Annotated in this window: 16 protein-coding genes; 8 read left to right on the forward strand and 8 right to left on the reverse strand. The window is 69.4% G+C overall.

Features of this window, described 5'->3' with window-relative positions; translation table 11 throughout:
- The 5 genes from J7I98_RS19445 to J7I98_RS42920 all read left to right on the forward strand — a co-directional run.
- Positions 1–661: transposase (locus tag J7I98_RS19445; protein ID WP_251020880.1), on the forward strand; the 661-nt coding region annotated here is incomplete at its 5' end.
- A 417-nt stretch (positions 662–1,078) separates the two neighbouring features.
- Positions 1,079–1,690 (forward strand): carbonic anhydrase, encoded by a 612-nt coding sequence (locus J7I98_RS19450; RefSeq protein WP_214922030.1) that lies wholly within the window; start codon positions 1,079–1,081, stop codon positions 1,688–1,690.
- Between the two features lie 74 nt (positions 1,691–1,764).
- The gene (locus J7I98_RS19455; RefSeq protein WP_214922031.1) at positions 1,765–3,291 is read left to right on the forward strand and encodes a SulP family inorganic anion transporter; all 1,527 of its coding nucleotides are present in this window, start codon (positions 1,765–1,767) and stop codon (positions 3,289–3,291) included.
- A 287-nt stretch (positions 3,292–3,578) separates the two neighbouring features.
- Positions 3,579–3,992 carry a hypothetical protein gene (locus J7I98_RS19460; protein ID WP_214922032.1) on the forward strand — a complete coding sequence of 138 codons (414 nt, stop codon included), beginning with the start codon at positions 3,579–3,581 and terminating at the stop codon, positions 3,990–3,992.
- A gap of 109 nt (positions 3,993–4,101) precedes the next feature.
- Entirely contained in the window at positions 4,102–4,500 is a 399-nt protein-coding gene (locus J7I98_RS42920; RefSeq protein ID WP_374225151.1) for a helix-turn-helix transcriptional regulator, read from the forward strand.
- Here the strand turns inward: J7I98_RS42920 and J7I98_RS19470 are convergent.
- The 6 genes from J7I98_RS19470 to J7I98_RS19495 form a co-directional block, all read right to left on the reverse strand.
- A complete protein-coding gene (locus J7I98_RS19470; protein ID WP_374225152.1) occupies positions 4,452–5,552 on the reverse strand; it encodes a methyltransferase domain-containing protein in 1,101 nt (366 codons plus the stop codon). The genes J7I98_RS42920 and J7I98_RS19470 overlap by 49 nt on opposite strands.
- Positions 5,553–6,152: 600 nt before the next feature.
- The gene (locus J7I98_RS19475) at positions 6,153–6,371 is read right to left on the reverse strand and encodes a hypothetical protein (protein WP_214922034.1); all 219 of its coding nucleotides are present in this window, start codon (positions 6,369–6,371) and stop codon (positions 6,153–6,155) included.
- A gap of 87 nt (positions 6,372–6,458) precedes the next feature.
- Entirely contained in the window at positions 6,459–7,301 is an 843-nt protein-coding gene (locus J7I98_RS19480) for a helix-turn-helix transcriptional regulator (protein WP_214922035.1), read from the reverse strand.
- Positions 7,298–7,834: a DUF6879 family protein gene (locus J7I98_RS19485; RefSeq protein WP_214922036.1), complete on the reverse strand. Its 537-nt coding sequence runs from the start codon at positions 7,832–7,834 to the stop codon at positions 7,298–7,300. The genes J7I98_RS19480 and J7I98_RS19485 overlap by 4 nt, the downstream gene beginning before the upstream one ends.
- A 2-nt stretch (positions 7,835–7,836) precedes the next feature.
- Positions 7,837–8,040, reverse strand: a complete 204-nt coding sequence (locus J7I98_RS19490) for a hypothetical protein (protein ID WP_214922037.1) — start codon at positions 8,038–8,040, stop codon at positions 7,837–7,839.
- A gap of 479 nt (positions 8,041–8,519) precedes the next feature.
- Positions 8,520–9,341 (reverse strand): helix-turn-helix domain-containing protein, encoded by an 822-nt coding sequence (locus J7I98_RS19495; RefSeq protein ID WP_214922038.1) that lies wholly within the window; start codon positions 9,339–9,341, stop codon positions 8,520–8,522.
- A 128-nt stretch (positions 9,342–9,469) separates the two neighbouring features.
- Here J7I98_RS19495 and J7I98_RS19500 point away from each other — a divergent pair, with 128 nt between their 5' ends.
- Both J7I98_RS19500 and J7I98_RS19505 read left to right on the forward strand, forming a co-directional pair.
- Positions 9,470–9,775 (forward strand): 4a-hydroxytetrahydrobiopterin dehydratase, encoded by a 306-nt coding sequence (locus tag J7I98_RS19500; RefSeq protein ID WP_214922039.1) that lies wholly within the window; start codon positions 9,470–9,472, stop codon positions 9,773–9,775.
- A gap of 36 nt (positions 9,776–9,811) precedes the next feature.
- Entirely contained in the window at positions 9,812–10,555 is a 744-nt protein-coding gene (locus J7I98_RS19505; RefSeq protein ID WP_214922040.1) for a class I SAM-dependent methyltransferase, read from the forward strand.
- Positions 10,556–10,771: 216 nt separating this feature from the next.
- Here J7I98_RS19505 and J7I98_RS19510 read toward each other — a convergent pair whose 3' ends face one another.
- Positions 10,772–11,626 (reverse strand): NmrA family NAD(P)-binding protein, encoded by an 855-nt coding sequence (locus tag J7I98_RS19510; RefSeq protein WP_214922041.1) that lies wholly within the window; start codon positions 11,624–11,626, stop codon positions 10,772–10,774.
- Positions 11,627–11,707: 81 nt separating this feature from the next.
- Here J7I98_RS19510 and J7I98_RS19515 point away from each other — a divergent pair, with 81 nt between their 5' ends.
- The gene (locus J7I98_RS19515) at positions 11,708–12,649 is read left to right on the forward strand and encodes an AraC family transcriptional regulator (protein WP_214922042.1); all 942 of its coding nucleotides are present in this window, start codon (positions 11,708–11,710) and stop codon (positions 12,647–12,649) included.
- A gap of 59 nt (positions 12,650–12,708) precedes the next feature.
- Here J7I98_RS19515 and J7I98_RS19520 read toward each other — a convergent pair whose 3' ends face one another.
- Entirely contained in the window at positions 12,709–13,209 is a 501-nt protein-coding gene (locus J7I98_RS19520) for an RICIN domain-containing protein (protein ID WP_214922043.1), read from the reverse strand.
- Positions 13,210–13,280 lie beyond the last annotated feature (71 nt).

Raw genomic sequence — 13,280 nt, forward strand, 5'->3', positions numbered from 1 at the left:
GCACCATAAACGCCAAGCTAAGAAGGCCCGCGTCGAATACCTCTACGCAATCGCCGACGGCGAGGTCATACCCGAGGACGGCGAACCCGAAGTCGTCTTCTGCATGGACGAGTTCGGTCCGCTCAACCTGATGCCGCACCCCGGATGGCAATGGGCCGAACGCAGCGGCAGGCACAAAGACCCCGCTCGCGAACCACGCCGACGGCGCCGGGCCACCTACAACCGCTACGGCGGCGTGCGACACCTGTTCGCCGCCCTGGACCTGGCCAAGGACAAGCTCTACGGCCACATCAAGCCAGTCAAGAGGCGGACGCAGTTCTTTGAGTTCTGCCGCTACCTGCGCACCCTCTGCCCAGCCGATGTCCGTATCGCGATCGTCTGCGACAACTTCTCCCCGCACCTGACCACGAAGAAGTGCCAGCGGGTCGGTACCTCGGCCGCAGCGAACAACGTTGAGATCGCCTACACCCCGACGAACTCCTCCTGGCTCAACCGCATCGAGGCCCAGTTCACCGCACTTCGCTACCTCACCCTCGACGGCACCGACCACACCACCCACAAAGAACAGGGCAGCATGATCCGCCGCTACATCATCTGGCGAAACCGCCACGCCGACGACCAGCGCCTACGCGCCGTCGTCGACAGGGCGAACGTTGCCTGATGCGGCACTAGATCATGCTGAACGGCCAGCAGTCTCGCCGCAGCGCCGGCGCACGGGGGCAGTGCCGAGGCGAGACAACTGAGCATCTCCTGGCACCCGGACCTGTTCCGACGGTCCCAGCTGCGGCCTCTTGCGCTGCGCCCCGCCCGGATCTGCGGCCGTATCGGACTGCTGCACCTGTGTGGCGGTGAGGACGTTGTCGGGTACGACGGCCTCGTGCGGCGTGGCGCAGGCTGTGCAAATGCCGTAGCCATCAGGCTCCGTACATGATCGACCGTCAAGTCCTGGCGGAGCGGTCTTCAGCTTCGCTTCAGGATCACTGCGCCATGGTGTGCCACAGGTGCTCACAGAGCGCCGCGTCAATTCTTGACCCGACCACACCACACGCCTGAGAGGGCGAGTAGGAGGCAGGCCACCATGCAGCAACTCACCGCGTACGCCCGTTCCTTCGAGAGCCGTTGTGCGGAGCGCGGCGAGGACTTCCGTCGGCTGGGAGCCGGGCAGTCACCGCAGGCCCTCTTCATCACGTGTTCCGATTCGCGTGTCGTGCCCTCGTTGATTACCGGGGCGGGCCCGGGCGACCTGTTCGAGCTGCGCACCGCGGGCAACATCGTCCCCGAGTACCGCCATGGGCACCCCGCGGGCGAGCCCGCGACCATCGAGTACGCCGTGCGCGTGCTCGGCGTACGGCACATCGTCATCTGCGGTCACTCCCACTGCGGGGCGGTTGGTGCCATGGTGCGCGACGACGACCTGAGCGGGGCGCCCTCCATCCAGGGCTGGCTGGACACCGCAGCGCCGGAGTGGCTGCGCGGGGCGGGGGCGGGTGCGGCGGACGGGAGTTCGCCGGAATTCGCCGATGCCGTGCAGCGGCATGCGCTGGCGCAGGGGGAGCGGCTGCGGGCCTATCCGTGTGTAGCGGAAGGGATCGCCGCCGGGCGGCTCTCGTTGGATGTCTGGTTCTACGAGGTGCACACGGGGGCCGTGCGCAGCTATCGGCCGGAGACGGGGGCCTTCCAGCCGCTGTAGAGATCCCTCGCCATCCGCTGCGCACCACCCGCTGCGCACGATCCGCTCACTGCTTCCGGAGGAACCGTAGAACCATGCTCGCCTCACTCAAGCGCTCCACCAAGCGCTCTACATCCAAGCTCTCGGCACTGAATCCCTCGACCTTCCGCCACGATGTGCTCGCCTCGCTCGTCGTCTTTCTCGTCGCCGTCCCGCTGTGCGTCGGTGTCGCCGTCGCCTCCGGTGTCCCCGCCGAACTCGGGCTGATCACCGGCATCGTCGGCGGCATCGTCGTTGGCTGGCTGCCGGGCAGTTCGTTCCAGGTCAGTGGCCCCGCGGCCGGGCTCACGGTCCTTGTCCACGAAGCCGTGCAGAAGTTCGGGCTCGCGTCGCTCGGCGCCATCGTGCTCGCCGCAGGAGCCCTTCAGCTCGCTCTTGGCGCGCTGCGCTGCGGCCGGTGGTTCCGCGCGATATCCGTCGCCGTCGTCCAGGGGATGCTGGCCGGCATCGGCCTCATCCTCATCCTCGGCCAGGTCTACGCGATGGCCGACGCCGACCAGCCCGGCAGCGGACTGGGGAAGATCGCCGGGCTCCCCGGGCTCGCCGCGCAGATCATCGGTCGCCCCGAGGCCCTTGCGGCATTCGCCGTCGGCGCGGGCACCTTCGGTCTCCTCGTGCTGTGGAAGTGGCTGCCTGCGAAGGTCCGTACGGTGCCCGGCCCGCTCGCGGCCATCGGTGTCGCCACGGCCGCGACGGCGCTGCTCGGGCTGCCCATCGCCAGGGTGGAGGTGCAGGGCCTGCTGGCGTCCATCCAGCCGCCCGGCCTCGGTGAACTCGGTGGGCTCGCCCAGCTGTCCGTCATCGGCACGGTGCTCGCCTTCACTCTCATCGCTTCCGCGGAGTCGCTGTTCAGCGCGGCGGCCGTGGACCGGATGACTGACGGGGCTCGCACCGACTACGACAAGGAGCTGATGGCGCAGGGCGCGGGCAACGCGGTGTGCGGGGTGCTCGGCGCGCTGCCGATGACCGCCGTGATCGTACGCAGCGCGGCCAACGTCCAGGCTGGGGCGCGGACCAAGGCCTCGCGGGTGCTGCACGGCGTCTGGCTGCTGGTCTTCGCGGCGCTGCTGCCGGCCGCTCTCGGTGTCGTCCCGATCGCCGCGCTCGCGGCCGTCCTGGTGCACGCCGGAGTGAAGCTGGTGCCCGCACGACAGCTGCCGCAGCTGTGGCGCGAACACCGGGGCGAGGCGGTGATCCTGGCGGTGACTGCGGGCGCCATCGTTGTCACCGACATGTTCGAAGGCGTGCTGCTCGGACTGCTGCTCTCCGTCGTGAAGTCCGCCTGGGAGACCTCCCATGTCCAGGTCGAGGTAAGGGAGTTGACTGGTGGACGGATCATCGTCATCCTTCGCGGCAATGCGACGTTCCTGCGGCTGCCGAAGATCCTGGACGCGCTGGAGGCGCTGCCCCGGAACAAGCCCGTCGAGCTGGACCTGACCGAACTGCGACACCTGGACCACGCCTGCCGCACCGCGCTCGACGGCTGGGCGGCACAGCACAACGGGCCGGGCTCGGCCCCGTCGGCCCAGCTGACCGGTACGGGCGCGAGCGTGGGGGAGTAGCCGCGGGGTCTGTTGCTAGCTAGCGACTGCGGTTGCTGTGACGGTCCAGCCATACGCCACTCCTGACGGGCGCCACGGATGGTTCCTACCTAGTGGCTCCCTACGGCCGGTGCACGCCGGTGAGGGGAGCCATGACTGGGAGGGCCGTGTCCTTCGCCATTACCCGCGAGGTAATCGACGCTCTCCTTCGAGCGCGGCATGGTTGCGGTTACCGGAACCCGGACGGCGCACTCCGCCCGGGAACCGGGCCCACCAGCCCGTACGACCTCGATGGAGGCTGATTCCCCATGTCCGCGACCCTGCTCGCCAACCTCTCCAGGACTACCGAGCCGCAGACGATGCTGCGCCGCTTCCTCGCCCTCGACGCCGTGGTGACCACCACCAACGGGCTGGTGTACGTCGCCGCGTCGGGCCCCGTCGGCAGGCTTCTCGGGGTCGGGTCCACCCTCCTGCTCGAAATCGGCGTGTTTCTTGTGCTGTTCGGAGCCGGTGTCGGTTACCTCGCTTCGCGCAGGGAGCCGGGCACCTTCGCCGTCAAGGCCGTCATCGAGGCCAATCTGGTGTGGGCCGTGGTCAGCCTCGCCGCGCTCGTGCTGTGGTTCTCGCCGACGACCGCGGGGACGTTCTGGATCCCGATGCAGGCGGCGACCGTCGCCGGATTCGCAGGCCTCCAGCACTTGGCGCTGCGCGCCCGGGGATGAACGGGGATCTCGGCGACGGTCACGTCCATCGGAGTGTTGAAGGTCGAGAAAGGTTCTTAGGCAGGTAAGTTGTCGTTGCTGATGTCATGCGTCTCGCCGATCGCGCACCATGTCGTCGAGCCCGCCGCGAAGGCGCTCGACGAGCATAAGCAGGGCAGTCGAGACGAGTGAAGCGCAGCACCATGGGGTGACCCGCCGCAAGGTCGTCGGCCTACGGATCCGCCAGGCACGCGTTGCGGCACATCTCTCGCGGGTCGCGCTTGCCGAGGTCGTCGGCGCCGATCACAAAACGGTTCGTCGCATGGAGTACGGCACAAGCGCCCCGAGCCTCGGTCTGCTGTTCCAGATCGCTTGTTCCAGATCGCTCGCGCGCTTCGCGTCCCGCTCGCCGAGCTCGTGCGGGAGTAACCGGGCAGCCGCTCAGCCTGCTCGCCGTCGAGCGGCCACCCGATTGACGCCTTACGCTGAGACGATCACTCGTGTCGGCCGGGTCAGCCATACTTCCTGACCGCCCGGAGTGACGGTCAGCCCGAACGCATCGGCGCCCGGCGAACCCAGAGCCTCGTACTCCTGGTACGTCTTCTCGACGTCCCACCACAGGTTGTGCTCGCCGTACTGCAACGCCTGCTCACCGGACTCGGCGAACGCCCCAGACCCAGCCTGGTCCGTCAACCACACCTGAACCCGGCCGGCCTCCTCGGCGTGAACCATAGAGACCCCAGGCATCCGGGCGCCCGCGTAGATGGCGAACCCGACGGTCAGCAGCCGCCGGGGGTCGAGCGTGGTGTCGGTCGCCCTCGCCGTACCTCCCACCGGCGGCCCGTCCGGGACGCGGTGAGAGCGCATCGGCATGTAGGACGCACCGCCCCGGAACGGCCCCGATGCCCGGCTGCCTTCCTGCACGGACAGTTGGACGATTGCGCCGCTCCAGAACTCGCGGGCGAGCGGGGTGACCAGCATTCCGCCCGGCCGCATCTGGCGCACCAACTCGTACGGCACGCGCCGCAGCGCGCAAGTGGAGATCAGCCGGTCGTACGGGGCCGCCTGCGCCCACCCATGCTCACCATCGGTCGTTACCACCGAGGGTGCGTAGCCCGCCGCGGCGAGCCGCTGCCGCGCCTGGCGGGCGAGGATGGGGTCGATCTCGACGCTGAAGACCTGCTCGTCGCCCAGGCGCTCGGAGAGAAGCGCCGCGACGTAGCCGGTGCCGGTGCCGATCTCCAGCACCTTGTCACCGTCCTGCACGTCGAGATGCTGCAGCATGCCCGCGACCAGGCTCGGCTGGGAGTTGGCGCACGTAGCTTCGCCGGGCCCGTCGAGTGCCCCGTCGTCGACCTGCGTCACGACAGGCTCGTCACTGGAGACGAGCTGCCGCCACTCGGCATCCGTGGTGACCAGCTCGCACCGCTCGGGCCCTTGGCGCCAGATCGTCGGCGGAACGAAAGCGTGGCGGGGAACTCGCTCCCACACCTCATGCCACCGCGGGGACAACAGACCACGCCCCGCCAGTAATTCCACGAGGGCCGTGTGCTGCGGGTGCACCTGCACAGTGCTGCCCACCGTCAGGCCCCCGCCCGGTTGCTGACCTTTGCCTGCTGGTTGGTGACCTTGGGGGGTGGCCCGTCAGGGGACGGCGAAGGGGGCGGAGGCGTCCACGGTTTGTCGGAAGGCTGGCCGGCGTGCTTACCGTCATCGGACATGTGACTCTCCGTTCGATGTGATGGGTGAAGAACCTGCCTCGGCTGTCGACGTCCCCAGGAGCGCGGCAACCGAAGCAGGAGTCAGGGGGCTCAGCACCCAGCGGACGTCACGTGGACATCCGCCGACCGGAGCAGTCAGCGGGGTATCCGGTGGCAGGGGCAGGCGCATCGGAGTCGAACGGCCACAACGCCACCCGCGCGTACGTCCTCGTTGCCGTGACAGAACCTGTGCTCACCGATACGGCACTCCCCGGCGATGTCCGCGCTGGGCCGGGCCGTCGTGGGGACGGTCACCGCTTCCCACCCGGACGACGGGGCCAGGACGCGCCCGAGTACTCGTGGAAGTGGTCGCCCCTGTGGTTCGGGTCCTTGAGAGTGCAGCACCGCGCCGGGGCCTCGGGCATCGGCACCCAGCAGATACGGAGCCCCGCAGGCCGTACGGTCGTGATCACCTCGCCCCTCATGACGCTCCCCTTGCCAACGCTGTCCGTTGCGAGGCGGGGACGAGGCCGCGCTGCTCGCGGCAAGGCGCGCAGGCGTACTTGCCGTAGCCGGAGCCGGACGTCTGCTCGACGGCGTCGACCAGGACGGCGGTCATCGACGGTCCCTTGTGCCAGTGACACCAGGTGCCGGGCGGTCCCGCGTCGGTGGCCCCCGAGGGGCGGGTTCCTTTCGTCATGAGGACGACCGTAGGAACGCCACCCGCGCGACCGCCCGGCGATTGCGCGCGATTGCGCATGCTCCGGCGCAGGTTTGGCGCGGTTGCTCAGGCAGGCTGAATCGCTGCCCGCGCTCGGGCGATTAGCCGGTGCGCCTTCGGGCCGTACGCCGCAACTTCGTGCAGCTGGTCCCACACCCGGCCGTACAGGTCGATTTCCTCGGCGGATTCGTACTGCAACTCAGTATTGATCGTCTCGACGACGACGCGCTGCTCGTCGAAGATCCAGAAGCCGTGTTTCGGGGTCAGCGGGAGCGGCACGCCGAGCGGGACGATTCCCAGCTCGACCGTGCTCATCCCGATCAGTCCTACGAGCCGGTCGAGTTGGCCGGCCATCACGTCGCGGGGGCAGATCAACGCGTGAAGGGCGCCCTCCCACACCAGGACGCGGAACAGCTTGCCCACCTCGTACAGCACCTCTTGCCGCCGCATGCGAGCATGCACGGCCTCCTCCGTATCGCGGGGCGACCGCATCAATGCAGCATTCTGGATCAACAGATGCCGGGCGTAGTCCGGTGTCTGGAACAGCCCCGGAATCACGGTGGCCTCGTACCCGCGCATCGTGGCTGTGCTCCGGTACTCGACGACGTAGCGATCCTGCACCGACCGGTGCCCCGCCGCGAGCTGCCGTCGCCATGAGCGCTGCTGTGACTCCAACCCCCGGTGGCGGCTCTCCAGATCGTTGACCTCATCCGGGGCACGCGTGGCGGTCGCCCATGCGGCCAGGTCGTCCGCGGTTGCGGTCTGCTTCCCGTTCTCCAGTCGCGACACCTTCGAACGCTGCCAGCCAAGCAGCGTGGCCAAGTCTTTGCCGTTGAGGCCGGCCTCGGCGCGCAGCTCCCGCAGGCGCGCGCCGAGGGCGACCCTCGCACTCTGAAAGTCCGTGCTCACACGGACGAACGTACCTGCGCCCACACTTCAGCAGTAGGGAGCGCGAGGGGCCAGGCAGCGTCACGCGCCCGGCAAGCGGCGAGGACCTGCACCGGATCCTCAACTACTTCAACGCCGGTGGTGGTGTCTGTGTCGTCGATGTGCATACGGACCATGACGCGAGAGTCGAACAGCCACAGATCGAAGTCGGGCAGCTCCAGCCGCTTGGCCTCGGAGCGCGGGAGGACGCGAATGTCCTCGCCGGCCTCGACGTTCCCGGCAGCCGTCGCCATGAGGAACCGTTGGCCGTCCGTGGGCGGCTCGTCGATGATCCGCACCCGGGAGAACCGAGCGCCTTGGGAGGCCTTCTGCCGGACGTTGACGTTCCACGGGTGGTCAGGCTCCAGCTCCGGCATGATGCCGCGCTTGAACGCCTGGAAGCGGTCGCCCTGCCGGTCGGAGGCGTACCCGCGGCGGGTCTCAAGTCGCCATGTGCTGTGCTCGAACTCGGCGAATAGGTGGGTGATCTCGTTGAACGGGATCAGGGGCGGCACCGTCACTCCTTCGGGGCGAAGCGGGTCAGGAGCTCGCGGGGGATCACGACGAACGTCTCGCTGGTGCCCACGTCGCGGAGCTGGGCGAGGTGCTCGGGGTCGGTCAGCTGGTCGCCCTGTACGACGATGTCCCCGGTCTCTTCGACTTCGTACAGCGTGGGGCAGTTGCCGTGCTCGGATGTGGTCCCGATGAACTTGAGCGTCATGGGGTGCTCCGTTCTCGCTGATGGGAGCACCAGCATGCAGAGAATCCGCTTACGGTTGCCTTGGGTTGCGCAAGATTGCCTGCTCCGACGTATGCGACTTCCGTTGCGCGCAACGGAGAGCGCGCCTGGCCGTACGAGCGACGGGCGCGCGCCGAACGCACGAAAGCGTCCCCTCTCACCCGAAGGTGAGAGGGGACGCTTCTACGTTCCGATGGACTGGTAGAGGGTGACTGCCAGCGCCGACAGGCTGTCCCCTCTCGATTTTCTTCAGCCAGTCGGGGCCGCGTCCGCACAGCCCGGCGAGGACCGTAGCCGGAACAGTGGGCGCACAGCGGATCACGATCGTCGGCGGTCGGCAGGCAGCCCGAGCACGCTCGGCGCCGGCGTTGGGGAAGGGTCGGATTCGCCGGCCTCCAGCACCTGGCGCTGCGCGCCCGGGGATGAACGGGGATGAAGGGAGGCGGAGGGGAGACGCCTGATCAGGGCGCCAGCGACTGAAGGTACTTGACCGTCGCCGGGTCGGCCGGAAGGAAGGTTTCGATGGCCAGCTCGGCGACGGTCACGTCCATCGGGGTGTTGAAGGTCGAGATCGACGAGACGAACGACAGCACCCGGCCGTCGTGCTCGATCTGGAGCGGCAGCGCGAAGTAGGGGTACGGCGGGTCGTCCGGGCGGTCCGGCTCGTCGGCGCCGGCGCCGACGTCGGCCTCCGGCATCGGATAGGCCGACACCTCGTCGTACACCGCACGCAGCGCCTCCGACCTGGCCAGGGCGATCTGACGCTCCATCTGGGCCTTCAGGTGGCCGCGCCACTCGCGCAGATTGCGGATGCGCGGTGCGAGGCCCTCGGGGTGGAGGGTGATCCGCATCGCGTTCAGCGGCGGCGTGAGGAGATGCTCGGGCAGGCCGTCCAGCAGCATCATGATGCCGAGGTTGGCCGCGATCACCGTGTACGAGCCGTCGACCACGAGAGCGGGATACGGCTCGTAGCCCTGCAGCAGCCGCTCGATGCCCTCGCGCAGGGCGCCCATCGCCGGGTCGTCGAGCGACGTCTCGCCGTACTGCGGGGCGTAACCGGCCGCCAGGAGCAGCGCGTTTCGCTCCCGTACAGGTACGTCGAGGTGCTCGGCCAGTCGCAGGACCATCTCCTCGCTGGGGCGCGACCTGCCGGTCTCGATGAAACTGATGTGCCGCGCCGATGATTCGGCACGCAGCGCCAACTCCAGCTGAGTCAGCCGCCGCTGCTCGCGCCAGCCACGGAGCAGCGGACCCACACCCTTGTCGACCCCCACAGTTGTCATACCGGAGACCGTAACCGATCGCTGAATTACGGCCATGGAATGTCCGCGGCAGCGTCTGGGCATCAATTCGACCGGAAAGTGGCAAGCTGATCAGCACCGCAACACTTTTCTCCGGAGGGAGCTTCGCCATGGCCACCGAGCCGCTGTCGCAGAAGGAGATCGAGGACCGGCTCCGCGAACTGCCCGGCTGGTCGCTGGACGACAGCCGGATCGCCCGTACGTACCGTCTGGGTACGCACTTCGCGGGGGCCGCGATGGTCGTCCACGTCGCCCAGATCCAGGAGGAGCTCGGCCACCACTCCGACCTGACCCTCGGCTACAACACCCTGGCGCTGACCGTGAACACGCACAGCGCCGGAGGTGCGGTCACCGAGCTGGACTTCGAACTCGCGCGCAGGGTCGAGGACATCGCGCGGGGGCACGGGGCGAACTGACGCCGGGCTGACCACGTCAACCGTACGATCTTCGGCATGCTGGATTACGACGCCGAAGCCGCCCAGTACGACGCCACCCGGGGCGGCGTCCCGTGTGCCGAGGCCGCCGCCCGGGCGGTGCTCGGCCTCGTGCCCGCGCACGCCTGCACCCTCCTCGACATCGGTTGCGGCACCGGCATCGTCACCGCCCGCCTGGTCCGGCCGGGCCTGCGGGTGCTGGGCGCCGACGCGGCGTACGGCATGGCCAGGAAGGCCGCCGACCGGCTGGGGCCGGGTTCGGTCGTACTCGCCGATGTGCGGCGGCTGCCGCTGCCGACCGCGTCCGTCGACGCGGTGAGCGCGGTCTGGCTGCTGCACCTGGTGCGGGACGCGGCGCACGTGCTGGCCGAGGCGGCTAGAGTGCTGCGCCCCGGCGGCGTGTTCGTCACCACCGTCGACAAGGACGACGCGCACGACGTGGGCTGCGACATCGACGCCGTCCTCGCTCCGTACCGTACGGCCCACGCCTTCGACCGTACGGAACTGATCGAGGCGTACGGGGCGGAGCACGGCCTGACGGCGGTGGGCGACGCCCGCTTCGTCGGCCACGGCCAGGGGCGTTCGCCGCTGCGCACCGCCGACGCACTGCGCAAGGGGCAGTACGCCTCGCGCATCACGGTGCGCGGGGCGGCGGCGGAGGACCTCGCGACCGCCTTGTCCGCGCTCCCGGATCCGGAGTCACCTCGCCCGGACCCGGAATACCGGCTGCTTGCGCTGCGGAAGGAGGTGGGGGGTGCGTAGCGGCAGCCGTGGCCGCAGCCGTAGCTGATGGCTGCGGCGGGCTCTGTTCTCCCCTACCCGCCAGGAGCGGGGTCTGGGGCGGAGCCCCTGTTTCGGGAAGGGGCGGGGAGGGGAAGCGCCGCACCGCACGTGCGCCCGCGCCGCAGGGAACCCGCACCGCACCCGCACCGCGCGCACCCGCGCCGCATCCACACCCGCCCCCATCAACTGCCCCCATCACCCACCCCACGTACCCGCCGCCGCCTCCTCCCGGGCGAAGTCCGCGAAGTCCTTCGGCGCGCGGCCCAGCACCCGCTCGACCCCGTCCGTCGTCGACGCGTTGTGCCCGTCGAGCAGAGTGCCGAACAGCCCCGCCAGCCACTCCGCCACCGCCCCCGGCATCCCGTACTCCTGCAGCATCGCGGCGTACTCCGCCACCGACACCGGGACATACCGCACCTCGCGGCCCGTTGCCTTCGAGATCTCCGCCACGACCTCGGCGAAGGTCAGCAGCCGGGGGCCGGTCAGCTCGTGCACCAGACCCGCGTGCCCGTCCTCCGTGAGCGCCGCGACCACCACATCCGCCAGATCGTCGGCGTGCACCCACGGCTCCGCCGTCTCGCCCGCGGGGAACGCCACTTCACCGGCGATGACGCCCTCGACCATGGCGCCCTCGCTGAAGTTCTGCGCGAAGAAGCTCCCGCGTACGACCGTGAGCGCCGCACCCGACTCGCGCAACGCCTCCTCCGCCAGCACCGCTTCGGGCTCGCCGCGCCCCGAAAGCAGCACCAGCCGGTGTATGCCCTCCTCCTTCGCGATCCGGCCGAAGGTCCGCACCGCTTCCACGGCCCCGGGAGCGGCGAGGTCCGGGTAGTACGCGACATACGCCGCGTCCGCGCCGCGCAGCGCCGGACCCCATGTCGAATCGTCCTCCCAGTCGAACCGCACCTCACCCTTGCGGGATCCGGACCTGACCGTCGTACCGAGGGCGGCGAGCCGCTCGACCACTCGGCGGCCGGTCTTGCCCGTGCCGCTCGTCACCAACACCGTTGCCTGCTCGGGCTGCGCTGCCTGCTTAATGTTTTCTGTCATGCCTCAAGATTCGCCGGGCGAGCCTGGACGGGCCATGCTTCAAAGGTTCAACTCCATACGTCTGCGTCTACGCTGAGGTTCATGGACGTACTCGCGGACCTCCTCGACGGGCCGCGCGCCCGCGGCGCCTTCCTCCTCCGCGCCGTGATGAATCCGCCCTGGGCGGTACGCGTCGAGGACCGGGCACCCCTCTCCCTTATGTGCATGACCCGCGGCAACGCCTGGGTGATGCCCGACGGTGGCGACCCGGTACTGCTGCGCCCCGGCGACATCGCCATCGCGCGCGGCCCCGAGCCGTACACCTGCGCCGACGACCCGGCGAGCCCGCCGCGCGCCAGGATCGGACCTGGGGGCGTGTGCAACACGCTCCAGGGCGAGCCGCTGGCCGACGCGATGCATCTGGGCGTACGGACATGGGGCGACAGCCCGGACGGGGCTTCGGCCATGCTCATCGGTACGTATCAACTGGCGGGGGAGGTCAGCGGGCGGCTGCTGGACGCGCTGCCGCCGCTGGTGTACCTGCCTGCCGAACTGTGGAACTGCCCGCTGATGCCGGCGCTCGAAGACGAGATCGGCAGGGACGAACCCGGCCAGAGCGTGATGCTGGACCGGCTGCTCGACCTGCTGCTGATCGCCACGCTCCGGACGTGGTTCTCACGGCCCGAAGCGGAGGCGCCGGCGTGGTACCGGGCAATGGGCGACCCCGTCGTCGGCCAGGCCCTGCGGCTGATGCAGAACGACCCCGGCCACCCCTGGACGGTGGCCGCGCTCGCTGCGAAGGCCGGCGTCTCGCGGGCGGGGCTCGCCCGGCGCTTCACCGAGCTGGTGGGGGAGCCCCCGATGGCGTACCTCACCGGGTGGCGCCTCGACCTCGCCGCGGATCTGCTGCGCGAGACGGACACGACGGTAGGGGCGGTGGCGCGGCAGGTCGGCTACAGCGGGTCCTTCGCGCTGAGCGCGGCGTTCAAACGGGTGCGCGGAGTCAGTCCGCAGGAGTACCGGACGGCGTTGCGCCGGGTGTGATGCCTACGGTGTGATGCCTGCGCTGTGATGTCTACGGTGTGATGTTGCCGCTGTGATACTTACGGGTTGATCACCGGCTCCAACTGCCACCACTGGCCGGGGGAGTCGGTGTCCTCCCACTGCTGCACATTCCCGCCGTCGTCCATGCTCCCGTCGGCGACCTCCAGCAGCAGCCCGCTCACGTAACTGATCAGGGTGACCGTGCCCGGCGCGTCCAGGTGCTGCTCGATCAGCCACTCCTGGGCGCCGAAGTTGTTGGCCTTCCACTGCTGGATGTTGGCCCCGTTCTCGGTCGAGGCCCCGGCAACGTCGAGCCGCTTGCCGCTGGCGGCGTTCACCAGGTGGTAGAGGCCACCGCCGCTGTGTACGGCGGACACGTACCAGTGCTGCGCCGGGCCGCCGCTCTCCTTGCCCTGCTGGACGTTGGCACCGCTGCCCTTGTTGCCGCCGTACACCTCAAGCAGCAGGCCGCTGCCGACGTTGCGCAGGCGGTACGTGCCTTCGGAGATGGGCTGGGGCTTGGGGGCGTCATCGCTTGTGTTGCCGCTGGTGCTGGTCACGCGGTGCCTTCCGTGTCGCGGTGTCGTATCCGGCCGTCGTGGGGGCGAGGTTGACGCAGTTGGCGCAGGAC

The sequence above is a fragment of the Streptomyces sp. ISL-98 genome, assembly GCF_018614055.1.
GTDB classification, from domain to species: Bacteria; Actinomycetota; Actinomycetes; order Streptomycetales; family Streptomycetaceae; genus Streptomyces; species Streptomyces spiramyceticus.

Bases quoted from the DNA above. Each gene is read 5' to 3' on its own strand.
- J7I98_RS19450 (WP_214922030.1), top strand. From the start codon at position 1,079: ATGCAGCAACTCACCGCGTACGCCCGTTCCTTCGAGAGCCGTTGTGCG.
- J7I98_RS19455 (WP_214922031.1), top strand. From the start codon at position 1,765: ATGCTCGCCTCACTCAAGCGCTCCACCAAGCGCTCTACATCCAAGCTC.
- J7I98_RS19460 (WP_214922032.1), top strand. From the start codon at position 3,579: ATGTCCGCGACCCTGCTCGCCAACCTCTCCAGGACTACCGAGCCGCAG.
- J7I98_RS42920 (WP_374225151.1), top strand. From the start codon at position 4,102: ATGTCGTCGAGCCCGCCGCGAAGGCGCTCGACGAGCATAAGCAGGGCA.
- J7I98_RS19475 (WP_214922034.1), bottom strand. From the start codon at position 6,371: ATGACGAAAGGAACCCGCCCCTCGGGGGCCACCGACGCGGGACCGCCC.
- J7I98_RS19490 (WP_214922037.1), bottom strand. From the start codon at position 8,040: ATGACGCTCAAGTTCATCGGGACCACATCCGAGCACGGCAACTGCCCC.
- J7I98_RS19495 (WP_214922038.1), bottom strand. From the start codon at position 9,341: ATGACAACTGTGGGGGTCGACAAGGGTGTGGGTCCGCTGCTCCGTGGC.
- J7I98_RS19500 (WP_214922039.1), top strand. From the start codon at position 9,470: ATGGCCACCGAGCCGCTGTCGCAGAAGGAGATCGAGGACCGGCTCCGC.
- J7I98_RS19505 (WP_214922040.1), top strand. From the start codon at position 9,812: ATGCTGGATTACGACGCCGAAGCCGCCCAGTACGACGCCACCCGGGGC.
- J7I98_RS19510 (WP_214922041.1), bottom strand. From the start codon at position 11,626: ATGACAGAAAACATTAAGCAGGCAGCGCAGCCCGAGCAGGCAACGGTG.
- J7I98_RS19515 (WP_214922042.1), top strand. From the start codon at position 11,708: ATGGACGTACTCGCGGACCTCCTCGACGGGCCGCGCGCCCGCGGCGCC.